Source organism: Wujia sp., from assembly GCF_056872695.1.
Map to the genome: position 1 here is coordinate 510,190 of NZ_DBMFCD010000001.1, position 25,591 is coordinate 535,780.

Genomic DNA, 25,591 nt, shown 5'->3' on the forward strand with positions numbered 1-25,591 from the left:
CTCTAGTAGCTTGTTTTTTGCATACTGACATTGAGAACAACTCCGATTCCAATCGAGATACTGAGCAGGGAACTAAGTCCATAGCTGATAAATGGAAGTGGAAGTCCTGTGTTTGGTATAACGCCGGTTGCAACACCAACATTGATAAAGGTTTGATATGCGATCAAACATCCCATTCCGGCAGCAATCAGCATCCCTTTCGTGTCTTTTGCATTTCTGGCTACATGTATACATTGTAACACTATTAACAGTAAAATTGCAATAATTATTACACTTCCAACAAAACCAAGTTCTTCTCCGATGACAGAAAAGATGAAATCTGTCTGTTGCTCTGAAATGAAATTGGCATCCTTAACGGTTGCGATTGTTGATGTATTTAATCCTTTTCCGGTAAGCTGTCCGGAGCCGATTGCCATAACAGAATTATTCTGCTGTGTATAATCGGAGCCATATTGTCCAGGGTAGATAAACTGCAGGATACGGTTTACCTGGTAATCGCGCAATAAATGCTGGTTCGGACGCTGGATATACCATAGGAAGCTGCCTGCAAGCGGAATAAATACAAGCAATGCGATTCCGATGATTTTATAGCTTAATCCTGACAGATATAACATTGTAACAAGAACCATAGCCAGACACAGCGTCGTGGACAAATCCGGTTCTACCGCGATAAGTGCCAGTGATAATCCAATCAGGAGTACAAACAGACAAAGTCCTTTGAATGTGTTGATCTGCTTATCTTCTTTCATTTTATCCAGAAAGGTTGCTGTAAATAAGATCATAAGGATCTTGGAAAACTCAGATGGTTGGAACTGGATACCCCCGCTTCCACCGATCATGATCCATCGTTTTGCATAATTGACTTCTACACCAAAAAATATGACCAAAAGCAATATGACGGCGTTTATAATGAAAAATACACGGTAAAATCGGCATATAAAATCATAGTTGATGAAAGAAACAACAACCATAATAATAATGCCTAATACAACACCGATACACTGTTTTAAGGTAAAAGAACTATCGGCACTGTTAATCATAACAACACCGCAGATCATGGCAACAATAACAGTGATCAGTAATTTGAAATTATAGTCTTTGAGACTGAATCTTGTGAACATCTTTATCCTTCTTCTTTAACCAGCCGAACAAGCGGCTTCTTTTTTCTTCTTTTGCGAGGTCCTGTCCGCAAATGCGCATCGCAATCTGATCATAGGCACGTCCGGCAACACAGTTTTTTGTTGCAATCGGTGTTCCGCGATTACTAGCAATGACAATATTTTCGTCGTCATAGACGCTTCCGATATGGTTTATTCCAAGAATCTCTACGACATCATCTACAGACATCATCTCCCCGCGTTTGACCATATCTTGTCGTATACGATTTACGACAAGATCGATCCGGGGAATTTCGTTTGCATTTAAGATTCCGATGATCCGGTCTGCATCCCGTATGGCGGAAACCTCCGGGGTGGTCACAACAATGGCACGTTTTGCTGCTGCAATCGCGTTTTTGAACCCCTGTTCAATGCCTGCCGGACAATCAATAATTATGTAATCATAATCTGGTTTGAGTTGGTTGATGAGCTTGACCATCTGCTCCGGTGAGACTGCACTTTTGTCACGTGTCTGGGCTGCCGGAAGCAGGGAAAGTGTATCACACTGTTTGTCACGGATGATTGCCTGCTGATGGCGGCAATTTCCTTCTACAACATCCACCAGATTATAGACGATTCGATTTTCAAGCCCCATGACAACATCCAGATTCCGAAGTCCGATATCGGTATCAATCAACAGTACTTCAAATCCGTGTTTTGCAAGGGCATATCCGATATTTGCGGTCGTTGTAGTCTTTCCAACTCCGCCTTTCCCTGATGTAACAACAATCACTTCGCTCATGATAAATCCTCCAGTCTATTTCAGGCTATATACGAATGTATCAGGTTTTCCCTTGTATCCGGATATTGCAACACCATGTAATGCACCGATGATGATAATATTTCCTTCAGATTCTACACTGGCACCTGATTCTACATCTCCGACAATCACAATGCTGGCGGCTGCCTGGATGGATTGCCCGTTCTTTAAGCTGCCTATATAAAATAGACCATTTTTATCGGAGTGAATGGTTTTCTTTTTTGAATGTTCCGTCGGACGATGCATTCGCCCGATGCATATTCCTTTTTCGCTGAGTGTATCGATGATTTGCTGTTTTTCGTCCTCTGTCAGATTTTTTCCTTCAAAGGTAACGCTAATCGGTTTGATGTTCGAGTAATATCTTCCGGTTGTTTGAAGCTTGTCTGCCAGACAGGTAACCACCTGGCTGATTGTTGCATCCGGCGATATAATCAGTCGAATTCCCGCTTTGTTACCTTTCATCATAACGGGACTAATCATACTCCACCTCTCTTTGATTAATCTTGGGACGGTGTTGCGCTGCCACTCATCTCGGCACCGACCAATTTATCTGGATCATACATATATGCGTAAATAAATCCAGCTAATTCTCTTGCATTGGCAGAGGAATAACCATTTTGAATAACACAGGTGACCGATACTTCCGGACTCTCATATGGTGCATAGGAAATAAATAATGCATGGTCTGGTTTTACTTCACTTTCCTGTGCGGTTCCAGTCTTACCAGCAACGTGTACATTAATGCGGTTGATCAGTTCTCCGGAGCCAGCAGAATATGCAACTACGTTGCGCATACCCTGATGGACAGCGTCCCAGGTTGAACTGGCAAGTTTCACTTCATTCTTCACTTCTGCATGATTATCTAAGATCGTATTCCCCTCATAGTCGGTTACTTTATCAATCAATGTAAGATTGTAACAGGTTCCGCTGTTTGCAATAGTTGTTACATAGCGGGATAACTGTACAGGTGCATATGTGTTTTTAGCCTGACCGATTGCACTACGAACGGCATCATTATCAGATATATGGGGTTCGATTTCTGGGAGCTCTACACCGGAGGTGTCTCCCAGTCCGAACAGTTCAGAGTACTTTTTGAGACGCTCTACGCCATAAGCATCGTTATAAGTGCCATCTTTCATTGCCAGGTCATATCCAAGATTGTAAAAGAACAGGTTGCAGGAATGCTGAATACCACCAACGACATTCAAACCGCCATGAGCACTGTTTCCCCAACATTTTGGCGAAGGAGTAATCTTCTCAAAAAGGCCATTACAATAGTAGATGGAACCTGTATCAATAACACCTTCGGTAAGGCCTGCAATTGCTGCAAGTGGCTTATATGTGGAACCAGGGGCTGTTCGTTGCTGGCTGGCGCGGTTGTATAACGGTGTTGTTTTATCCGCTAACAGTTTGTTGTAATATGCAGTGTCTACTTCGTTTGTCAGATAGTTGTTATCATAGCTGGGATAGCTGACATAGGCTTTGACATCTCCGGTATTAACATCTGTAACGATGACGGATCCGGAACAGATGTCGAGCGCAAGCATAGCGGGTGTTATACTTTGGTTTTCAATCTTTTTTCGCATGAAATCATAAGCACTATAATTTCCGGCAAGATATTCCTGATATTCTGTATCACCGTCTACATTCAAAATCCCCTGATCGTACAACAGCTGTATAACAGCATCTCCGGTTATCATTCCGGATTGTAACATATCTTTGATTACGAGTTTGTCGAATTCACTGTCCTTGCTTAAATATTCAATAATAAAATCGCATAATGCGTTATAAATCTCGTCATTATCATAATAATCGCTTTCTACCTTCAGGGCAGAAAGATCAATTGCTTCCTGACTGATTGCGTATTTTAAATAATGTTCCAATGAAGTCGCATTGTTTGTGTAATCAATAAACTCCTGATCCTCTTTGTCAATCATGGATGTATGGAAGATATTGTTGTCGCTTAAAAATTCACAAATATATTCCATGTAATGTTGATAATTCTCATCCAGTTCCGAAAGCGGTGTAAATGAGGATGTCAGAATCGTATCAATCGTATCAATGGTTGACTGTGTCTGTGCATCAATTGTCTGAATCGTTGCTTTTTCAGTATCGGTTGCATCCTCTGCACGCATATCGTCCTGGGATAGGACGTTATTATTGAACAATCCAAAATATACATCGGTAATTGCAATGCTTGCGTTCTCTTCTGCAACAACATTGTAGGCAGGTGTCAGATAGGTTAATATAATGGAAGTAATCTCATCCTCCAGTGTATCGTAGCAGTATTTCTGTAAATTCAGATCCAGTGTCAGATAGACATCATTTCCCGCGGTTGCAGGTTTTGATTCTACGGTATCAATTACTTTACCAAGATTATCCACATACATTGTTTCGGAGCCATTTGTTCCGCGTAAATAGGATTCGCAATATTGCTCAATACCGGTCTTACCGATCATTTCTTCGTTTGTATACTGATCTTCCGCAGGAAGGTCTGCATTTTTTTCTTTCATTTCCTCGTCAGAGATTGCCCCAATATAACCGATTACATGCGCAAAATATTTGGCATCGTTATAGCGGCGAAGTGATTTGACAGAGACAGACATGCCCGGGAGCTCATCTGCATGCTCGGTGATAGCGGCATTGCTTGTCTCGCTGATGTCATAGGCAATAGTAACCGGAACATACTGCTGGTAACGATTCATCCACAGCTTGTAACGTACACCAACGATCTTTAAATCTGCTTCTTTGCTATAAGAATCTGCGACGTCAAAGACTTTGGTGTTCAGATATTCCATGATATCATCCGCAGTTGCATTTTTCTGTTCGTCGGACATAGAATCATAATCCGTTTTTGCATAGACATCTTTCAGAAATTTTTTTAGCTGCTGATCCTTGACCGTAAACTGAAAATTGCCATTTGCATCAAGCTTGATCGGAAAATCCAATGTCAGAGAGTCGCCGTTTTTCTCCAATATGGAAATTGTCTCATCGACAATCTGATTTTTCAGCTCGTTTTCACTGATATTCAGATTTTTTGCCATCGTCGTCTGAGCATTATCATTACTGAAAACAACGGAGTATGAAAGCTCATTGTATGCGAGCAGGTTTCCGTTGCAGTCGTTGATATTTCCACGCACCGAATCAATCGTCAAAGTCTTTTTTGATTTATAGACGAAATTCTCCATATGCTCCTCTCCTTCTTTGATCTGAAGCACGAAAAGCTGGTGAACCAGAATTGAGAAAAGCACAAGCACAACGACTGTAACCGGGAACAGACGGCTTTTAACATAATCGACAATAATTTCTTTAATTGATTGTAATATTTCTCGTAACATAGATTACTCATCTTCTTTCAGGCGTTTGTTAATCACAACATAAAGTTTGTAAATAATAACCGTCAACAATGCGGTACATAACATCTCCGGCAGAATCACATGCAGAAGATATATGCCATAATTAGTCTTGTTTCTTAATAAAAAACGAATAATATAAATAATTGTATTAAACAGAAAATCATCCACAATAATTACGATCAAAGGAAGTAATACATCTTCAATCATGTAGTTTTTGTGGAAGAATCCGTTGATATAACCGATAAACATATACAGGAGCATGTAAGGACCTAATACACTGGAAAAAAATATATCAACCAGCAGACCACTGCATGCACCGACAAATAAACCTTCTTTTCTGCCCCGCATGAGTCCAAAGGACATCGTGAGAATCAGAAGAAGGTTGGGTGTGATTACACTTAAACTATGAAATCCAAATACAGTTGATTGTAAAACAAAATTGATGATGATCAAAATTGCCAATGTAATAATACGTTTCATTTTATGTTTCATAACACGACACTTTCCTTACGATTTGTTTATTCGTGTGAGACGGTCTTTTTTTCGGCTGTAATGACAAGTACATCTGTGATATTGGAGAAATCAACCGCGGGTGTAATATAGGCGGTCATTGTCAGGTTGTTTGTATCATAGGAAGTTTTTGCAACATATCCTATAATCAGACCGGAATGGTACAGGTCTGAAATCGGGGAAGTAACAACCTTGTCTCCGATTGAGACGTTTGCATCTTTGTCAATGTTTTCAACAAGCAGATAACCCTTATCATAGAGATTTAAGTCTCCTTCTACGGTACATAGAGCATTGGCTGGCATAACTTTGGCACTGATGTTGGAATTATCATCGATGACGGCACGTACCTTGGCATAGTCATCGAAGCATTCAGTTATAATTCCTGCAACACCATCCCCACACAGTACATTGGCTCCTTTAAATAGTCCCTGTTTGCTCCCTTTGTCAATATAAAAGGTAGAAAACCAAGAAGTAGAATCTTTTGCAAATACATGTGCTGCTGTCATTTCATAATCAGGATACGATTCATCCAGAGCATACAGCTCTCGTAATTCCTGTAACTCTAGCATTTTATTCTGATAGTTTGTGATCTCCTGTTTACATGATGCGAGTTCCGCCTGTAATGCAGCATTCTCGTCGGTCAGTGTTTTGATTTCATTTAGATTTTTCATCTTGGAATCGGTCCACAGACCAATTTCGTTGATTCCTTTCTGAATTGGCGTGATCAGCTTGCTTGTAAACTGTTTGATGCCTGCAATTTTCGGCGCGGCAGCATAAGATACAAGAATCAGAACAATACCAATGATTGTAAAAGTCAGCAACAGATATTTTGGATGGATATCTTTTCTTCGATCAAATCTCATAAAATGCCTCTTTCCAGCATACTCAAATAGCTATCTCCTGCAACAATGATGTGGTCGGATACCTGAATGCCAAGCAGTTTGCCGGCTTCGCGAATCCGTAAAGTGGATTGAATGTCAGCCTCACTTGGTGTAACACGACCGGATGGGTGGTTATGTACAAGCACAAGATGCACTGCTTCATAACGCAGCGCGTGAATAAATATCTCACGCGGTGACAGGTAAGTCTGATTGACTGTACCAGAGGATAACTCCACTTCCTTGATTAAAGTATGCGCATTTGTAAGTAACAATAAAAAAGTTTTTTCAACGGATAAAAATCTGCACTTCTCCCTATAATACGCTCCAATTGTGTCAGGAGTATGAAATTCCAGCTTTTTTTGCAATTGTTCGAGATTCATCCGCTTGGATATCTCAGCCAGTGCAAGAAGCTGAATGGCTTTGATCTTCCCAACACCGGGGATTTTCATAAGTTCCTGTGGCAGTAAAAATTGCAACCCCAGTAACCCTTTTTGCGTATCGTGTGCATTTAATACCTGATTTGCCAGATCCAGCACGCTGGCCTGTTTTGTGCCGGTCCGCATGATCAGGGATAAAAGCTCCGCATCTGAAAGTGCGGAAACACCGTACCGTTCAGCCTTTTCATAAGGTCGTTCACAGACGGCTAAATCTTTGACTAATATATGCATAAGTGCTCCTTCCACCTCTCCGGGTGCAAGGCTTATCACCGCCTAGTCTAACATACTACAAGTCCTTTTTCTACCATTTTTTCAAGCGACATCATAATACCAAACTTTGCATGTGGATAAGTAAGTCCGCCCTGAAAATATACCGCATATGGTTCTTTCATCGGTGCATCGGCAGAAAGCTCAATGGATGCGCCGGATACAAATGCACCGGCAGCCATGATAACCTGACTGTCGTACCCCGGCATATCCCAAGGAATGGGAGTTACAAAGCTGTCAACAGGGGCAGCAGCCTGGATTCCCTCGCAGAATGCCTGGATAAATTCCGGTTTCCCAAATTCCACTGCCTGTATAATATCATAACGTGGCTCCGTGGCATTTGGAATCGATTTGAAATGCAGGCGTTCATAGACATTGGCTGCAAAGATTGCGCCTTTTAATGCGGCTGCGGTTACGGTTGGTGCCAGAAACAGTCCCTGTGCGATCGGGCGGGTTGCATTCAAAGATGCACCAACTTCCTTTCCAAGTCCCGGTGTTGTAAGACGGTAAGCACAGTTTTCGATATATTCTTTCTTGCCACAGATATAACCACCGATTGGTGCAAGTCCACCACCTGGATTTTTGATCAGGGAACCAACCACCATGTCGGCACCGACATCGGATGGCTCAATTGTTTCTACGAATTCACCGTAACAGTTATCGACCATGCAGATAACATCCGGTTTGACAGATTTTACAAATGCGATTAACTCACCAATCTGTTCTACTGAAAGGGTTGGACGTACATCATACCCCTTAGAACGCTGAATCTCAATCAGTTTTGTCTTTTCGTTGAGATTCTTCCGGATGTTGTCATAATCAAAGCTGCCATCGGGTAATAAGTCAACTTTGCGGAACGTAATGCCGAATTCTGCCAGTGAGCCCTTGGATTCGCGGATACCGATAACTCCTTCTAAAGTATCATACACTTTTCCTACCGGTGATAAGATCTCATCGCCCGGACGTAAATTTGCGGACAGGGCGATGGAAAGCGCGTGGGTACCGCAGGTAATCTGCTGGCGTACCAATGCATCCTCCGTGTGAAATACATGGGCGTAGATTTCTTCGACGGCTTCTCTTCCACGGTCGTTGTAGCCATAGCCGGTTGTGCCGTTCAAATGGGATTCGGAAAATCCGGCTTTCTGCATAGCAGAGATTACCTTGATCTGGTTTTGCTCCGCGATACGGTCAATCTCCTGAAAACGTGAAAGTAATGTCTGTTCGGTTGCCTCACAGAAATCATAGACAGATTCTTTGATTCCAAGACTTAAATAATAGTTTTTAATTTCATTGGTTGCACTCATAATATTCTCCTGTAATTGAGCATTGCAATTGATAACTATCTATCTGTATTTTGTTATGGTAGTTATCCTTACAAAATTATCGTATGTTTTTTTTGGCAAGGTGCGTCATGATTGCATCTTCCAGTTTTTGTTCTGTGTTTAAGATATCTTTGTCGAGCCAAATCACGTCACGTTCCCGTCGGAACCAGGTAAGCTGGCGTTTCGCAAAGTGCCGGGTGTCACGTTTTAGAATCCGGATAGCTTCCGGAAGATCGTATTCTCCGTTCAGGTATCCAAGAATTTCTTTGTATCCAATCCCCTGCATGCTTGTATCCCCGGTAGTCAGATGGTAGGTGTCGACTAAGGAACGTACTTCTTCTACAAGCCCTGAGGCAAGCATCTCGTCAATGCGTTGTTCGATTGTCTCATACAAGGATGCACGATTTCTTGTCAGTACAAAATATGCAAAGTTATACGGAGATGTCTTCTCACGCTCTGTCTCGTTATGTGTCGAGAATTTCTTACCAGTCTGATGAAAATATTCCAATGCACGGATCACACGCTGGCGGTTATTTGCGTGGATTGTTTCGGCAGATTCCGGATCGCAAGCTGCTAGCATCGCGTGCAGATAGTCGTTTCCTTTTTCATCACCGAGGGATTCCAGTTTTTTCCGGTAGCCATCTTCGGTTTCCTCGTCGAAAGAAATATCATACAGAAGCGCCTGGATATAAAATCCGGTTCCGCCTGTGATGATTGGAATATGCCCGCGTTCGTAGATACCAGCCATGGCTTCTTCTGCATATTTCTTGAATTCCATAACATTAAAGTTATCCTTTGGCTCTAAGATATCAATCAGATGATGCGGAATCCCCTGCATTTCTCCCGGCAGGATCTTCGCTGAGCCGATATCGAAATGTCGGTACACCTGAATGGAATCGGCAGATACAATCTCTCCGTTTAAATCTTTTGCAAGCTTTAAGGAAAGCGCTGTCTTTCCGACTGCGGTTGGTCCGGTCAGTATGATTAAATTGTTCTTTTTTTCTGTATTTGTCATGTTTGTTATAGGTAGTGCTACAGTTTCTGCATCTGTTCGTAGAACTTATGAAACGATACGGTGGAATTTCTTTTCCAGTTCGGTTTTGCTCATGGAAATGATAGTTGGTCTGCCATGCGGACATGTATATGGGTTTTCCAGACTGAGCAGCTTATCAACCAGAGCATCAATTTCCTGAAAGGATAATTTCATGTTTCCCTTTACTGCTGCTTTACATGCCATAGTAGATAGTTTCTTCACAAAAATATCATTTGACATGTAACCGGAATTCTGAATCAGGGAACCAACAAACTCCAAGAACATATCCCGTCCATGCAAACCGAAAAGGTTGGAAGGAATCGCATTGATCTTGAATTCATTACCGCCAAATTCCTCAATGTCATAGCCAATTTTCATAAAAAGATCAAAGTTATCTAAGATCGCCTGACGTTCTGCATAGGTAACAGTAATGACCATAGGTGGTAAGAGCTGTTGGGAAAATACCTGTTTATTTTTGAGGTTTTCCATCAGTTCTTCGTATTTTACCTTCTCATGCGCGGCATGCTGATCCATGATGTAGAGATTGTCATTGTATTCAATCAGCCAGTATGTCTCAAACACCTGACCGATCACACGATGTGAAAGCCGTGCCTTTTCTGTAAGAAAATCATCGTCAAAGAGCGTTTCCTGCTTGCCAACTGTGTATTTGTAGGCGGCTGAATTTTTGTCCATCTTCAGATCTGGCTTGGCAGATGTCTCGGATGGTTGTGCCTGTGTTGCTTGTACTGTTCCTGAAGAACTGTTCTGCTGGACAGACTGCGATATCACGGTTGAATTGTTCTGGTAAGCAGTCTGTACTGTGGTTGTTGAATGGTTCTGCTGCACGTCTTGTGATGGTGGCATTGAATTACTCTGCTGCATCACATGAGATGTTGTGGATGAATTGCCTGCCTGTGCAGATTCAACTGGCGTAGATGGCGAATACACAACACCTGCATCTGCAACCATGTCTGCAATATTTGGAAGGGGTGTTCCGTTCTTTGCTGCCTGTTCCTCTTCTGCTTTCCGCAGGGATTCCAAGATCTTATAAGTCGGACTGTAGTTTCCTGCACGGACATTTTTCTGTGGAATTGCCTGTGACTGAGCCCGTTTCACCTCAAAAGGCTCTGCCGGTTTTTGTTCTGGGTGGGAAATCACAGGGGAAGCAATTGGTTTTTCTCCCTCTTTTGGTATGATTTCCTTATGTGTCAGAGCCAGTTTTACGGCTGTACAGCAAGCTTCAAACAGGTTCTTCTCATTATCATATTTGAATTCCATTTTGGTTGGATGGACGTTGACGTCACATTTTTCCTGTGGCAGATCCAGATACAGTACCGTAAATGGAAACTTGTGCTGCATCACAAAAGTACGGTATCCCTCTTCGATTGCACGGTTTACCACGTTGCTTTTAATGTATCGGTGATTGATAAAATAATTTTCGAGACCCCGGTTTCCTCTTGCTATAAATGGTTTGCCGATAAATCCGGACAGATGAATATCTCCATCCGTGTAATCAATCGGAATCAGATTGGCTGTGATATCTCTGCCATATAACTGATAGATTGTGTCTTTCAGCTTCCCATTTCCGGAAGTATCAATACGTGTCTGTCCGTTTGCAATCAGTTTAAAGGATATCTCCGGATGTGACAGTGCAATACGCGTCAACAGGTCAAAGATATAGGAACCTTCTGTCATGGCAGACTTCAAAAACTTCTTACGTGCCGGCGTATTGAAAAACAAATTTCGTACAACGATTGTAGTGCCGTTTGGCACGCCGACGTCTTTGTATTCGATTTCTTTTCCGCCGTGGATGACATACTTGATTCCGGTCAGGTCGGTCGCAGTTTTTGTAATCATCTCCGTCTGTGAGACGGCTGCAATCGTAGAAAGTGCCTCACCACGGAAACCGAGAGATAGAATGGAATTCAAGTCTTCTACATGCTCAATCTTACTTGTCGCATGCCGCATATATGCCATGCGCACTTCCTCTTTTGGAATACCGCAGCCGTTATCAGTTACACGGATAAAGGAAGTTCCGCCGTCCTTAATCTCTACTGTCACTGCAGTGGAACCGGCATCAATTGCATTTTCCAAAAGTTCCTTTACGACAGAGGATGGACGTTCAATGACTTCGCCTGCTGCTATTTTATCGATGGTCGCTTTATCTAATACTCTAATCATGTGTTATGTACCCTCATAGTTGTTCATAAACAATGGCATCGGTTACTACTGTTTCAGACGATCCTGTAATTCCTGCAGGTATAACATTGCCTTGATCGGTGTCATATTATTCAGATCCATCGTTTTTAACTCGTTGGCAATTGTCATCTCCACAGGGGAAGAAAACAGAGAAAGCTGTTCATAGTCCGAAGACTTTGTCTCTTTCTTCTTTGGCTGCTCAGAAAGCACCGGCTTGATGTCAATATCCTTTACCTTTGTTGTGATATCCGAATCAATCAGCTCATTGCAGATCTCGCGTGCCCGCTGTAAAACCGGTTCCGGCACGCCTGCAAGTCTGGCTACCTGTATACCGTAGCTTCGGTCTGCACCACCCTTGATGATTTTACGGAGAAAGACGATGTTGTCACCCTCTTCTTGTACGGCGATACAGAAGTTATTGACAGACGAAAGTTTTCCTTCTAATTCGGTCAGCTCGTGATAATGTGTTGCAAATAATGTCTTTGCGCCTAATATGTTCGGGTCAGCAATATATTCAACGACAGCCCATGCAATCGAAAGTCCGTCAAAAGTGGATGTACCACGCCCAATCTCATCTAAGATAAGAAGGCTGTCTTTCGTTGCGTTGCGCAGGATATTTGCGACTTCGTTCATCTCAATCATGAAGGTCGATTGTCCGCTTGCGAGGTCATCCGATGCGCCGACACGGGTGAAGATCCGGTCACAGAGTCCGATATTTGCCGACTGCGCCGGTACAAAGGAACCAATCTGTGCCATCAGCGTAATCAACGCTGTCTGACGCATGTAGGTAGATTTTCCTGCCATATTTGGACCGGTGATAATCGAGATACGGCTTTCTGCATTATTCAGATAAGTATCATTTTCCACAAAGCTGTCATTTGAAAGCATTTTTTCGACAACCGGGTGCCTGCCTCCCTTGATATCAATTACGCCGTCCGTATTTAATGCCGGGCGGACATAATTGTTCTTGTCAGCCACATAGGCAAGGGAACAAAGGGCGTCTAATTCTGCAATATAGCCAGCCATCTTCTGTACCCGGACAAGTGCTGCAGCAAGCGTTTCTCTTAATTCGACATAGCAGTCATATTCGAGCGCATATAGCTTATCTTCTGCGCCCAGAATCTTGCCGGATAGTGTATTTAATTCATCCGTCGTAAAACGCTCGGCATTGACTAGTGTCTGTTTGCGGATGAAATAATCCGGAACTAAGGATTTGAATGAATTTGTTACCTCAAAATAATAATCAAACACTTTGTTGTATTTGATTTTCAACCCTTTGATGCCAGTTTTTTCACGCTCTTTTGCTTCCAGATCCGCCAGCCATGTCTTACATTCGGTTTTTGCCAGACGCAGTTCGTCGATCTCATCCCGGTATCCTTGCTTGAAGATACCACCCTCCTTGATAGAAACCGGAGGGTCTTCCACGATTGCCTGTTCCAGCAGATCGTACAGATCTTCCAGACTATCGTAATCCTCATAGATTTCATTGATGCGCTCACAGGGAAGCTCCCGGAGCAGATTATAAATATCTGGCAGATATTGAATCGATGTCTTAAAGGCAAGCAAATCTCTTGGATTGGCGGTCTTCAGTGCAATACGTGTCAGCAGACGCTCCAGATCGTAAATCGTATTTAAATATTCGCGCAGTTCTTCCCGTACGATTAGTTCTTTGTTGATCGCTTCAATCGCATCCAGACGTTTTTCAATCGCATCCTTATATAAGAGTGGCTGTTCCACAAACTCACGCAGTTTTCTGGCGCCCATTGCGGTTTTTGTCTTATCGAGTACCCAGAGCAGGGAGCCGCGCTTCTGCTTATCCCGCAATGTCTCGGTAAGCTCCAGATTGCGTCTGGTTGCGGAATCCAAAATCATAAAGGAGTCTACAGAATACGTCTCAATATGGTTGATATGTGACAGGGAACTCATTTGTGTTTCAAGCAGATACTGCATCAATGCCCCACAGGAAGCCACACAAGCCGGGCTGTCCTTTAACCCGAGTCCCTCGATACTGTTGATGTGGAACTGTCGCTTTAATGTTTCTTCGTCTGTTTCTAAGTTAAAATAATAGTCCGGTGCTTCAGTATGGGATACCTGCAACCGCTCACATACGGCATGAATCTCTTCTACCTGTTCTACGCCAGCCTGATATAATACCTCGGATGGCTGGAATTTATTGATCTCATCAACGACCTTCTCAGCTTGTTGTATCTGGCAGGTCTTAAATACACCAGTTGACAGATCCGTAACGGAGATACCATAGTTCTTCCCAACATAGGAAATACACATCAGGTAATTGTTCTTGGACTCTTCCAGACTTTCGGAAGACAGATTGGTACCCGGTGTTACAATCCGTATGACCTCACGCTTTACAAGTCCTTTGGCAAGCTTGGGATCTTCGACCTGCTCGCCGATTGCTACTTTGTAGCCTTTTTTTACAAGCTGATTGATATAAGTATCTGCTGCATGAAATGGAATCCCACACATCGGTGCCCGTTCTTCCATGCCACAGTCTTTTCCGGTCAGTGTAATTTCCAGTTCTTTGGATGCCAGGATTGCATCATCAAAGAACATCTCGTAGAAATCACCGAGACGGTAAAATAAAATACAGTCTTTATATTTTTCTTTTGTTGCAACATATTGCTCCATCATAGGAGATAGCTTTGCCACGCCAATCACCCAATCCTTTCACCCATGAAGTAAAATCCCTTACAATCTGTCAGTTTTACATCGACAGTTGTTCCGATCATATCGGCAGTTCCCGGAAAATGTACCGTTACATTCTCTTCGGTTCGTCCGGTCACAAGTGATGCATCGTGGGTATTCAGTTCTTCCACAAGCACCGGTTTTACCTGCCCGTCAAATCGACGGATCTGACCGTTTGATACTTGATTTACCAATGTCAGAAGACGGTTAAACCGATCTTTGATGACGTCTTCCGGCACCTGATTATCCATTGTCGCAGCCGGTGTTCCGGTACGCTTGGAGTAGATAAATGTAAACGCCTGATCATATTTTACTTTACGGATAATATCCAGTGTATCCTCGAAATCTTCTTCTGTCTCGCCGGGGAAACCGACGATGATATCGGTTGTCAGGGAGATGTTCGGCATCTTGGCACGAATCCGGTCAACTAACGAGAGGTACTGTTCTTTCGTATAGCGGCGGTTCATGCGCGTTAATATGTTGGTGGAACCTGATTGTACAGGCAGATGCAGATGCTTGCAGATCTTTGGCTCTTTCGCCATTACCTCGATCAGCTCATCTGACAGATCCTTCGGATGACTGGTCATGAAGCGCACACGCTCGATGCCGTCAATCTTACACACGTCCGTAAGTAACTGTGGGAATGTCACGCGATCTTTTTCATCCACTTCGACAATCTTTCCGTCCTTGTATTCATAGATATTGCCATAGGAATTTACGTTTTGACCGAGCAACATAACTTCGGAAATTCCCTGCTTGGCAAGTGCTTCTACTTCTGCCAGAATCTCTTCCTTCTTGCGGCTCTGTTCACGTCCGCGTACATATGGCACGATACAGTACGTACAGAAATTGTTGCATCCGTACATGATATTGACGCCGGACTTAAATGTATATTTCCGCTTTCTAGGAAGCTGTTCGACGGTCTGTTTTGTCTCATCTAAGACTTCGATTGTCTGCTTGCCTGTCTCTAAATAGCTGTAAATAAGCTCTGCTAATTTGTAGATATTATGTGTTCCGAAGATAATATTTACGAATTTATACTTCTGTTTCAATGTCTCAATGACATGTGGCTCCTGCATCATGCAGCCACACAGACACACGATCATGTCTTTGTTTTTGTTCTTTAATGTCTTGACGTGGCCGAGATGTCCGTATAATTTCTGATTCGCATTTTCGCGAATCGTACATGTATTAAAGATTACAAAGTCAGCTGCCTCGTCATCCACCTCTTCATATCCGATCTCGTCCATGATGCCCTTTAATTTCTCTGAGTCGTGGGAATTCATCTGGCATCCAAAGGTCTGGATGTTGTAGGTAAGTGGTCGATTCAATGCTGCCTTTTTCTCAAGTACAAGTGTTTTGCACTGGTTCATGAAATAGTATTGTCTATCCGGCTCCATAGTTGGAATTGACACGCTGTTCATTTGTATTTCCTCTTTCTTATATAATTTGTGGGTGTATGTATTCCAATCCCACAATTAAATTATTATATAAGAAATCGGTTTAACTTTCAACCGATATGGCAGGAAATTTCATGAAAAAAGCCGGAAGGTTTTACGTTCCGGCTTCAAATAAGGTATGGTATGGAATTTATTTATAATGGGGCTGCGTAGTAAGGAATTACCAGCTTGGCTCCACGATAAATCGTATCATCGGTCAGGTTGTTAATAAACTTGACTTCATCGATGTATTCCTGATAACTGTTATATTCTTCGGAATAATGCTCTTCTGCAATTGTCCAGAGTGTTTCGTCTTCATCAATCGTGATGCAGGCATAATATTTCTGATTGGATGTTGCTGCTTCCGGGTTCTGCTTTTTATTGTTGACACCAAATATTATACAAATGATAAGTACAAGACTAAGTCCAAAAATTAATTTACGTTTCATAGCTGTTTCCTCCCTGTTGCTGTTTTATCTGATGAACATCTGTTCGATGATTGAATTATACAGAACATCTGTTCTTTTGTCAATACTTTTTTCGAATAAATGTTCGATTTTTCTAGGTAGGGGGGTTGAACAGGTTTATTATAAAAAAAGCGCAGTATAAACTGCGCTTTTCAGAGATTCATTATTTGAATTCAGATAAAGTTGGAATATCGGAAAGAACACCGGTGTATTCTTTTCCTTCGGTATCCGGTTCCGCATCCATATTGTTTTCCGGTGGTTGATAACGTAATGTATATCTAATAAATAGATCATCAAACCCTTTTTCTTCATAGAATGTATATACATCCTGCAAAGCGCAAAGGCATGCGTTAAGTTCTGCCTCGTTTGTATAATCAGCAATGATTTCTGCATTCGTCAGATGTGTCTGATTGTTTTCTGTGATTTCATAGGATAATATATCAGTCGGAAGCTTATCTGCATAAGCAGCAAATACACAGTCGTCATAATCATCCAACAGCATATTGGCTACGCTTTCCACGCCATAGAAGGTGTTATCCAATACATGGAATGTAATGTTGTTTTTCTTATCTTTCACAGTCCATAAAATATCCGTGTATCCATCCTCATCTTTATATTCATGGGGGATTATATCCACAGTAACTCTTCTTATGGATAACGTTTCTTTGGCATATGATTTGATATCGTCCGCGGTATACTCTTTTGTGCAGCCGGTTATGCCCACAACTATAAAAAGCAGGAAACACAAAGTCAGAATATATTGTACAAATTTTAAATGCCGGACATTTTTATTTTCGATTATTTGCTTTGTTCTTAAGCTCTTCATATTGCTGCTCCTTCATCTGCTGCACTTCACGTTCCCGCTGTTTCTTCCCGATCTGTAATGGGATTTGTGCAAGAATCAGGATAATTGTGCAGCCAATGACCATACGCAAAAAGCCTTTTCCGAGTTCTTTTATTGTACTATCCTGTCCCTCATATTGCAGTTCCTGAATATCAAGTACCTTGCCGTAGGTCTTCTTATCACAGCATGGACAATGGAATTTCTTTGCATAATGGCTGTACTTTTGCGTATTTACAAAAGCACCGTTTGATATATGGGTACGACTGCTCTTCTTATATTTTACCATAGCCGGGCGTGTAGCCTCTTTTCCGGTTACTTCATATATCGTTCCGCATTTTTCACATTGTACCTGTACGGTAAGCCCCGCAGCTTTTGCTTTGCGGACATTATGAAGTGTGATGATGAAATTCACAACAAGCCAGAGAAATAAGCATCCTCCCATGGCAATAAGTGCAATTGTCTCCAAATCCATATTACAATTTCTCCCAATCCTTTACTACCTTTACTATATATAACACTTCACAACCCGGCAAAAGGTTGCATGTAGTACGAAAATAAATTCTTAATCTGCGAGTTTCTCTAACTGCCGCATCCAGATCTGCACGGATGCGTCGCTTGGCATACGCCAGTCGCCACGTGGAGATAAGCATACACTACCAACCTTCACGCCATCCGGCATACAGCTCCGCTTGAACTGCTGGGCGAAGAAACGGCGATAGAACATTTTCATCCATTTTAAGATGGTTGCAGCATCATAGGTTCCTGCAAATGCACGTTTTGCCAGATAGAAGATCTTCTCCGGGCTGTATCCAAAACGCATGACATAGTACAGGAAGAAATCATGCAGCTCGTAAGGACCGACCGAATCTTCGGTCTTTTGCACGATGTTGCCGTGTTCATCCGGAGGAAGAAGCTCCGGACTGATCGGGGTATCGATGATATCTTTCAGGACTTCGGTACTCTCTGGAAAGATATTACATTCGATCACGCTGGCAATCATCCATTTGACAAGTGTCTTCGGGATGCTGGCATTGACGCCGTACATGCTCATCTGATCGGCGTTATAGGTACACCAGCCAAGGGCAAGCTCGGACAGATCTCCGGTTCCGACGACGATGGCACCGATTTTATTCGCATAGTCCATCAGCACCTGTGTCCGCTCGCGTGCCTGCACATTCTCATAAGTAATGTCTTTGATCTCCATATCATGTCCGATGTCCGCATAATGTGTAATACATGCATCCTTGATTGGAATTTCCTTGACTGTAATGCCAAGAGTCCGCATCAGGGTTAGGGAATTTTGATATGTGCGGTTCGTCGTGCCGAAAGCTGGCATCGTGATTCCGGTCAGATTCGTAGCAGGCAGCCCCATCTTCTTTAAGGTCTGTGCAGCCACAAGCAGTGACAAGGTGGAATCCATACCACCGGACACACCGATCACCATCTTTCCGCCACAGATGGAAAGCCGCTTTGCAAGTCCGCCGATCTGCATATGGAAGATATCCATACAACGCTTCTGACGTCTCTTTGTATCGCCCGGTGTAAATGGGTGCGGATTGACGCTTCGAAGACTTCCGTCGCTTTCAAAAGCTTCGGATACCGGAATCAGAATCTGACGCATCGAAACCGCGCTGCCGTAGGTGCCGGCACAGTCCTGATAGGTCTTTCCTTTCAGGCGGTCTGCCTGAATCCGTTCGATGTCAATATCTGCGACTAGCAGATAGTTATTTTCAGCAATCCCGCTGTTTTCGGCAAGCATCTTTCCGCCCTCGCAAATCATGCAGTGACCGGAGAAAATCAGGTCGGTTGTACTCTCGTTTGCTCCGGCGCTCGCATAGAGATAGGTGCACATCAGAGAGGTTGATTTCTCTTTTACAAGCTTCTCGCGGTATTCACGCTTTCCAATCGTATCGTTGCTTGCGGAAAGGTTTAATATCAGCTCTGCCCCGCTCATCGCCATAAATGCAGATGGTGGGATTGGCGCCCATAAATCCTCACAGATTTCTGCACCAAAGCAGAACGCATCCGGCAGATGATAGATCAGGTTATTGCCGAGCGGAATAGCATAATCACACTCCACAGAGCCAAGTAATTCAGAGGCATAGATATGATCTGTTGATAATTCCCGTGCAGAAGAAAACCAGCGTTTCTCATAGAATTCGTTGTAATTCGGGAGAAACGTCTTGACGGTGATGCCGTAGATATGTCCGCGGTATGCGGTCACAGCGACATTGTAGAGCGCATTTGCAATCGAAAGCGGCATACCGAATACAACAACCATATCACAATCTGCGGTTGTCTGTACAAAACGGGCAGCTTCTTTTCTGCTTTCTGTAAGCAGCGTCTGCTGCAGGAATAAATCCCCACAGGTATATCCGGTGACAGACAGCTCCGGGAATGTAATCAGATTGACGCCTTTTTGTTTTGCTTCTTCCACTTTTTGAAGCATCTGGTCGACATTATAAGCAGTATCCGCAACACGCATGTCCGGAACTGCGGCTGCTACACGGTAATATTGATACATCGTTTAATCCTCTCTTTCCTGCAAATCCAGCTGCAGCCCCTTCAGATAATGAATCGGTGCCCCGGATTGTGACTTTATAAAATAGGCGGGATTTAATTCCTCGTACTTAAAATTCCTTGCATGTCCCTGCTCGGCGCGGGCAAGATAGGTTTCTAACTCACACAGCCGCAGATAATAAAACTCATTGCGTGCGGTAAACATTACAAGCAAGAAGCTTATGCCCCGCTGCTTCTCAAATTGCCGCATGAAATGAATCTGGTGTTCATGGATATTCCGGAGTGGAAATGTATCTGTCGCGCACTCCTTTGCATCGAAGCAGACCGGAACGCCCTGTACCACCCCGATATAGTCGACGGTGGAATCCTTCTCGAAATAAGCAAGCTTGATCTGCCCGCTTTCCGAATCAATCTTAACAGGCGTGATCGGTGTCGGAATCTTCTGCATGAGCGCTAAGTTTTTCTCTGTATATAATTCATTGGTCAGATTGACGAGTTCCTCTAAGGTGGAACCGCGTAATCCTCTGGAATTCCATGTTGGCATGTTGCTGTGCTTTCTATTTGTTGTGCTATATTATGAAATGCAAATATTTATGGATTTTATCTTCATTGATCCATGGCATTTAGTGATTTGCCGGTAGTTTCAAACCCAGCCCATCCGCAACTTTCTGAAATTCTGCCGGCAACGGATCTGTGATTTCCGGGATATCCGGAAATACAAGTCTGCCCGCGTGGAGTAACTGATGGTTCAGATGGTATCGCTCACGAAGCTTCCGGTTTACCGCCGGATTGCCGTATTTCGTATCGCCTGCCATCGGATAGCCGAGTGATTGCAGATGCGCACGGATCTGATGCGATTTTCCGGTGAAAAGCTGTACCTGCAATAAGGTGAAACCATTTTTCGTGCAAAGCGGTGTAAATGCAGTCTCAATCATCGATGCACCGGGACTTTCATGTTTCTGTATCTTAGACTGATTCTTCTTTGTATCCTTTACGATGTAGGCTTTCTCATGGATGCGCTGTTTCATCTCTCCGGCTACGATCGTGTAGTAATATTTTTCACAGGTATGTCCCTTTAATATGCGGGCTAACGTCTGACTGCCCTTCAACGAGATTCCGGCGAGGATAATGCCGGAGGTGTTCCGGTCTAAGCGGTTGCTGATCGACGGGTGAAATGTCTCTAGCTGTTTCTCGCTTAGAATCCGCATGGAAAGGCAGTAATCAACGATTGCTTCGTTGATGGAGTAATCATTTTTTTGTGCTTTCTGTGATAAGACACCGACAGGCTTATGCACTGCTAAGATATCCGGATCCTGGTAGAGAATCTGCAGCGTGATATCCGGCTTCTGTTTGGATGCCTGTGCGGAACCATCGGATGTTGCCGAGTCAGCGGATTTGACAACGCGGAACTTTTCAATCGTCTCATCTGCCAGAAATACTTTAATAACATCGCCGCATTCTAAGATTTCGTCACCGGATGCTTTCTTGTCGTTTCTGGTGATGTTTTTCTTGCGGAGCATCTTGTAGATAAAGGAAGAAGGTGCCTGATTCAGGTATTTCATCATATATTTATTTAAACGCTGTCCGGCTTCCAAATCTGTGATGGTTAGTTCCTGCATACCGAAAGCTCCTCCTTACTTATAAACTACAGCATAAATGTATATTTTTAGCTGTTCTTTCGAATCTTACATATAGATTTTATATATGAATCTACACGCAGAACGTCAGTATCTGTTCCCGCATATGCTGATCAATTAATTTTGTCTTGTCATTCGGTTCGCCAATGCTATGAATCTTCTTCGCAAAGGTGTCCACATCTGTGTACAGGTGAACAATGTATTTGTACTTGCTGTTTGCAAGTGCCTGCTGCATGAATGACTCGTATTCCTTCTTCTCTTCCTTGAAATGTTTATCTAACGCAAGCGCGTACACACTTCCGTTTCTGACACAGACCGCATCGTAGTAATGCATCCCCTCTGTCTGTGTGATTACGAGATCGTAGATCATGTTCGTCTCGTCGGTCTGACCGTTTATCGTATCATAAACATCCTGTGGCATCGTCTGGAACTTCGCACACATAATATAAGCAATCAGAAATTTTGCAAACGGCAGGACAAGGAGTATTGCGAATACAATACCGATACGTCCGGTGTCACCAAATGCAAGCAGCATGGAAAGAATAATCGATGCAATCATAATTGCAAGGATCAATGTCACAAGCAGCTTTCCTTTTTTGTAATAATTAATATAGCCATACTGGCCTTTTTCTTTCTTTTTCATTGCAATAAGTCTGTCCTTTATTTTAGATATATCAAGCTGTTTAGTGTATGAATGGAACAATCAAGCCATGCGGAATAATCTTTGTCACAACTCGGAATGCCTTCATGACAACCCCATATGTTGATACGGTTTTTCCTTTCATTGCATCCTTTATTGCAAGTGTAACGACTTTGCCTGCATTTGCACGCAGGATAACTTTATATCCCTTGGTCTTGGTATAGCTTTCTGCGATATCAAAAAACTCGGTGTTTACCGGTCCCGGACAGACAGCGGTTACAACAATCCCATGCTTCTTCAATTCCTGATGCAGAGCTCTTGAAAACGAGAGTACATAGGACTTACTTGCAGCATAGACTGCGAAGTTTGGCTGTGGCATAAAAGCAGCGGAACTTGCGATATTAATAATATTTGATCGCTTCGCCATGTATGGAAGGGATATCTTTGTCATGCGGGTCAGAGCCTCGCAATTTAACCGGATTTCCCCAGCCAGATCTTCCTCAGAGATCTGCTCGACATAGCCCATCTTTCCGTATCCGGCAGCATTTATAAGTACACGAATCTGAGGATGGAATTTCTTCAACATTTCCTCATAAGTACCAACGGCATCTCTGTCACACAGATCAACCGGAATTGTCCGTACATGGACTCCATGCAGGGATTCCTTTAATTCATTCAACCGTTCTTCTCTTCGTGCAATCAGCCAGATCTCGTCGAGTGTGACAAAATGCTGATTGATCTGTCTGGCAAACTCTCTTCCCAAACCGGAAGATGCACCTGTGATCACTGCTATCTTCATGACATCAACCTCCATCCAGGTAAATACTTATTCTTCAAAACACCTTGGTTTGCTTTACCGAAGCCAAGTGGATATCCATCCACACACACTAATACGTAACCGTTTTTGACCGATGCATCATCGAAATCAATTGTCTCACCCTTTAAGTATTTGATGACCTTTGCATCATCCGCAGGAAGATCCAGGCAGTTATCAAATTCTTCCTTCGTAAGCGCCATTGCAAGTGACTGGCTTGGTTCGAAGCGGTTTTTCTTGATCTCGCCGACATATAAGCCGCACCGTAAGATACGGAGTCCTCGGACTGTCGGGAAGCTTTCCGGTATGTAATAGAGTTTATCGCCCGATATCTCAAACCGTTCTAGGTGAAATTCGTGCGTTGTATGCGATAAAAATTCGGTAACAGAATCCGGTAGCTTTGCACGCTTGACCGGGTAATCACCATAATTGGCACGGTTATCCCGCTCGCCCTGCTTCTTGACAAGACATACAAAATGTCCCTCGCCTTCGATCCTATGTGGCCAGAGTCTGGCACAGCGCGTCAGCGTCTCATTTCCGGTATTGCCCCATTCCGGATGTCCGTGGTCAAAGCCCTCATACGGATGGAAATCCACCAGTTCCAGACGATCATCCAACGAAAGCAGATATTCGATGGACTGCTCATTTTCAAGGGGCGCAAAAGTACAGGTCGAATAAAGCAGCATGCCGCCGGGTTTAAGCATTGTGACAACCTGATCTAAGATGCTTCGCTGCAGGTCGGCAAACAACTGATTGCCGTTATTCTCCCATGCGGTGATCATGGATGCAGATTTGCGGAACATGCCTTCTCCGGAGCATGGCGCATCGATTAAGATCTTATCGAAATATTCGTGGAACCGTTCGGCTAATTTGTAAGGTGCTTCGCTGATAATCAGCGCATTTTCTACGCCAAAAACCTCTAAGTTCTTCAGCAATGCCTTCGCGCGTGAAGCGCTGATATCGTTCGATACAAGCAAACCGGTTCCTTGTAATTTCGCCGCAAGCTCGGTGGATTTTCCACCTGGTGCGGCGCAGATATCAAGTATGCGGTCTCCTGCTTCCACAGGCAGTACATGTGCCGGTGTCATGGCAGAAGGCTCCTGAATATAGTAAAGCCCTGCAAAATAATATGGATGTTTGGATGGTTTATCTAATGTTTCATCGTAGTAAAATCCATTTTCGCACCATGGAACCGGGCGCAGATGAAATGGATTGATCTTCAGGAAATCTTCCACAGATATCTTCATCGTATTGATGCGGATGCCGTGATGCATCGGCTGTTCGAGACATGCCACATACGCATCATAATCGTCCTTAAGAAGCGTTCGCATATTCTGTTCAAAAGTAATCGGTAATTCCATGTTATAGTAGCCCTTTCGTGCCTGCATCAACATACGCGCGGACGAAGATGCCGTCCTCTCTGTATTCCTCTTCTAACAGATTTCCTGATTTGCGAATCTGCTGGATCACGCCTGCTTTGGCGTACGGAATCGTCTGTTCGATGTAAATGCGGCTCTGGTTGATGATTTCTGCAAGAATATCTGTGATTTTCTCAAATCCTTCTTCCTGCTTGGCAGAAATATATAAGGTATGATCTGCCTGAAAATCTTTGACAGCCGGAAGCTCGTCCACTTTGTCAATCTTGTTAAATAAAGTGACAACCGGTTTATCCTTCACGCCTAACTCACGTAACGTATCATAGACTGTCAGGATATGCAGGTCTGCCTGTGGATTCGAGATATCGACCACATGTAGGATAATATCAGCAAACTTTGCTTCTTCTAATGTCGAACGGAATGCATCAATCAGATGATGTGGCAGCTTGCGGATAAATCCAACCGTATCCGTCAGGATGATCTCCTGTCCGTTCGGAAGTTTATAGTTCCGGGAGGTCGGATCAAGTGTTGCAAACAGCTTATCCTCCTCTAAGACGCCTGCCTGCGTCATATGATTGAGCAGTGTTGATTTGCCGGCATTTGTATAACCGACGATTGAAACAATCGGAATATGGCTGTTCAGACGTTGCTTACGCATAACCTCGCGGTGTGCAATATCGTTCTTTAAGTCACTGGAAAGCTTCGCGATACGTTCCCGGATGATACGCCGGTCGACCTCGAGTTTCTTCTCACCGGGACCTCGTGTACCGATACCACCGCCGAGACGGGACATCACCTGTCCCATACCGATCAGACGATTGCTGCGGTATTTGAGCTGTGCGAGTTCTACCTGAAGCTTACCCTCCCGTGTTGTTGCGTGTTTCGCGAAGATATCTAAGATCACCATCGTCCGGTCCATGACCTTTGTGTCTAATTCCTGCTCCAGATTCTTCATCTGGATCGGAGATAATTCATCATCGCACACAACACCGGTTGCACCGAGACGCTCCACCATATCTCGAAGCTCCTCGACTTTACCACTTCCAAGGTAGGTTGCTTTCTCGACGGAATCCTTGTTCTGGATCATACGTCCAAGTGTTTCGGCACCGGCAGTTGCAACCAGCTCCTCCAATTCATCCAGATTGGCCTCCACATTTTCCCCGTTGTCCAGATCGACAGCGAACAATATAACCTTTTCGAGTTCTTCTTTGTTTTCGTACATACTATAT

General features: G+C 43.4%; 22 protein-coding genes. All 22 read right to left on the reverse strand.

Features of this window, described 5'->3' with window-relative positions:
- Positions 1-2: 2 nt before the first annotated feature.
- Positions 3-1,121, reverse strand: coding sequence for an FtsW/RodA/SpoVE family cell cycle protein (locus ACZQK9_RS02315; RefSeq protein ID WP_483269476.1), 1,119 nt, complete (start codon positions 1,119-1,121; stop codon positions 3-5).
- A complete protein-coding gene (gene minD / locus ACZQK9_RS02320) occupies positions 1,090-1,899 on the reverse strand; it encodes a septum site-determining protein MinD (RefSeq protein ID WP_216507109.1) in 810 nt (269 codons plus the stop codon). The genes ACZQK9_RS02315 and minD overlap by 32 nt, the downstream gene beginning before the upstream one ends.
- Before the next feature lie 15 nt (positions 1,900-1,914).
- A complete protein-coding gene (locus ACZQK9_RS02325; protein WP_483269477.1) occupies positions 1,915-2,397 on the reverse strand; it encodes a septum site-determining protein MinC in 483 nt (160 codons plus the stop codon).
- Between the two features lie 17 nt (positions 2,398-2,414).
- Entirely contained in the window at positions 2,415-5,255 is a 2,841-nt protein-coding gene (locus ACZQK9_RS02330; RefSeq protein WP_483269478.1) for a penicillin-binding transpeptidase domain-containing protein, read from the reverse strand.
- Positions 5,256-5,258: 3 nt separating this feature from the next.
- Complete coding sequence (gene mreD / locus ACZQK9_RS02335; RefSeq protein WP_253292174.1) at positions 5,259-5,765, reverse strand: rod shape-determining protein MreD; 507 nt, start codon at positions 5,763-5,765, stop codon at positions 5,259-5,261.
- 26 nt (positions 5,766-5,791) lie between these two features.
- A complete protein-coding gene (gene mreC / locus ACZQK9_RS02340; protein ID WP_483269479.1) occupies positions 5,792-6,646 on the reverse strand; it encodes a rod shape-determining protein MreC in 855 nt (284 codons plus the stop codon).
- Entirely contained in the window at positions 6,643-7,332 is a 690-nt protein-coding gene (gene radC, locus ACZQK9_RS02345; protein WP_483269480.1) for a RadC family protein, read from the reverse strand. The genes mreC and radC overlap by 4 nt, the downstream gene beginning before the upstream one ends.
- Positions 7,333-7,379: 47 nt before the next feature.
- Positions 7,380-8,672 carry a methionine gamma-lyase family protein gene (locus ACZQK9_RS02350; protein WP_483269481.1) on the reverse strand — a complete coding sequence of 431 codons (1,293 nt, stop codon included), beginning with the start codon at positions 8,670-8,672 and terminating at the stop codon, positions 7,380-7,382.
- A 76-nt stretch (positions 8,673-8,748) separates the two neighbouring features.
- Positions 8,749-9,705: a tRNA (adenosine(37)-N6)-dimethylallyltransferase MiaA gene (miaA, locus tag ACZQK9_RS02355; protein ID WP_483269482.1), complete on the reverse strand. Its 957-nt coding sequence runs from the start codon at positions 9,703-9,705 to the stop codon at positions 8,749-8,751.
- Positions 9,706-9,750: 45 nt separating this feature from the next.
- On the reverse strand, positions 9,751-11,904 hold the full coding sequence (mutL, locus tag ACZQK9_RS02360) for a DNA mismatch repair endonuclease MutL (RefSeq protein WP_483269483.1): 2,154 nt from the start codon (positions 11,902-11,904) through the stop codon (positions 9,751-9,753).
- A gap of 45 nt (positions 11,905-11,949) precedes the next feature.
- On the reverse strand, positions 11,950-14,589 hold the full coding sequence (gene mutS / locus ACZQK9_RS02365) for a DNA mismatch repair protein MutS (RefSeq protein ID WP_483269484.1): 2,640 nt from the start codon (positions 14,587-14,589) through the stop codon (positions 11,950-11,952).
- Positions 14,590-14,594: 5 nt separating this feature from the next.
- A complete protein-coding gene (gene miaB, locus ACZQK9_RS02370; RefSeq protein WP_216507116.1) occupies positions 14,595-16,049 on the reverse strand; it encodes a tRNA (N6-isopentenyl adenosine(37)-C2)-methylthiotransferase MiaB in 1,455 nt (484 codons plus the stop codon).
- 170 nt (positions 16,050-16,219) lie between these two features.
- Positions 16,220-16,513, reverse strand: coding sequence for a LysM peptidoglycan-binding domain-containing protein (locus ACZQK9_RS02375; RefSeq protein WP_483269485.1), 294 nt, complete (start codon positions 16,511-16,513; stop codon positions 16,220-16,222).
- 181 nt (positions 16,514-16,694) lie between these two features.
- On the reverse strand, positions 16,695-17,357 hold the full coding sequence (locus tag ACZQK9_RS02380) for a hypothetical protein (RefSeq protein ID WP_216507118.1): 663 nt from the start codon (positions 17,355-17,357) through the stop codon (positions 16,695-16,697).
- A complete protein-coding gene (locus ACZQK9_RS02385; RefSeq protein ID WP_216507119.1) occupies positions 17,320-17,847 on the reverse strand; it encodes a hypothetical protein in 528 nt (175 codons plus the stop codon). Before ACZQK9_RS02385 ends, ACZQK9_RS02380 begins: the two co-directional genes overlap by 38 nt.
- 90 nt (positions 17,848-17,937) lie before the next feature.
- On the reverse strand, positions 17,938-19,899 hold the full coding sequence (locus ACZQK9_RS02390; RefSeq protein ID WP_483269486.1) for an NAD(+) synthase: 1,962 nt from the start codon (positions 19,897-19,899) through the stop codon (positions 17,938-17,940).
- A 3-nt stretch (positions 19,900-19,902) separates the two neighbouring features.
- The gene (locus tag ACZQK9_RS02395) at positions 19,903-20,439 is read right to left on the reverse strand and encodes a Holliday junction resolvase RecU (RefSeq protein ID WP_117780915.1); all 537 of its coding nucleotides are present in this window, start codon (positions 20,437-20,439) and stop codon (positions 19,903-19,905) included.
- A gap of 79 nt (positions 20,440-20,518) precedes the next feature.
- Positions 20,519-21,514: an RluA family pseudouridine synthase gene (locus ACZQK9_RS02400; protein ID WP_216507121.1), complete on the reverse strand. Its 996-nt coding sequence runs from the start codon at positions 21,512-21,514 to the stop codon at positions 20,519-20,521.
- A 91-nt stretch (positions 21,515-21,605) separates the two neighbouring features.
- Positions 21,606-22,175 (reverse strand): hypothetical protein, encoded by a 570-nt coding sequence (locus tag ACZQK9_RS02405; protein ID WP_483269487.1) that lies wholly within the window; start codon positions 22,173-22,175, stop codon positions 21,606-21,608.
- Between the two features lie 40 nt (positions 22,176-22,215).
- Positions 22,216-22,971, reverse strand: a complete 756-nt coding sequence (locus ACZQK9_RS02410; protein ID WP_483269488.1) for an SDR family NAD(P)-dependent oxidoreductase — start codon at positions 22,969-22,971, stop codon at positions 22,216-22,218.
- Positions 22,968-24,347, reverse strand: a complete 1,380-nt coding sequence (locus ACZQK9_RS02415) for an RsmF rRNA methyltransferase first C-terminal domain-containing protein (RefSeq protein ID WP_483269489.1) — start codon at positions 24,345-24,347, stop codon at positions 22,968-22,970. Before ACZQK9_RS02415 ends, ACZQK9_RS02410 begins: the two co-directional genes overlap by 4 nt.
- A gap of 1 nt (position 24,348) precedes the next feature.
- A complete protein-coding gene (hflX, locus tag ACZQK9_RS02420; RefSeq protein ID WP_483269490.1) occupies positions 24,349-25,584 on the reverse strand; it encodes a GTPase HflX in 1,236 nt (411 codons plus the stop codon).
- Between the last annotated feature and the right edge of the window lie 7 nt (positions 25,585-25,591).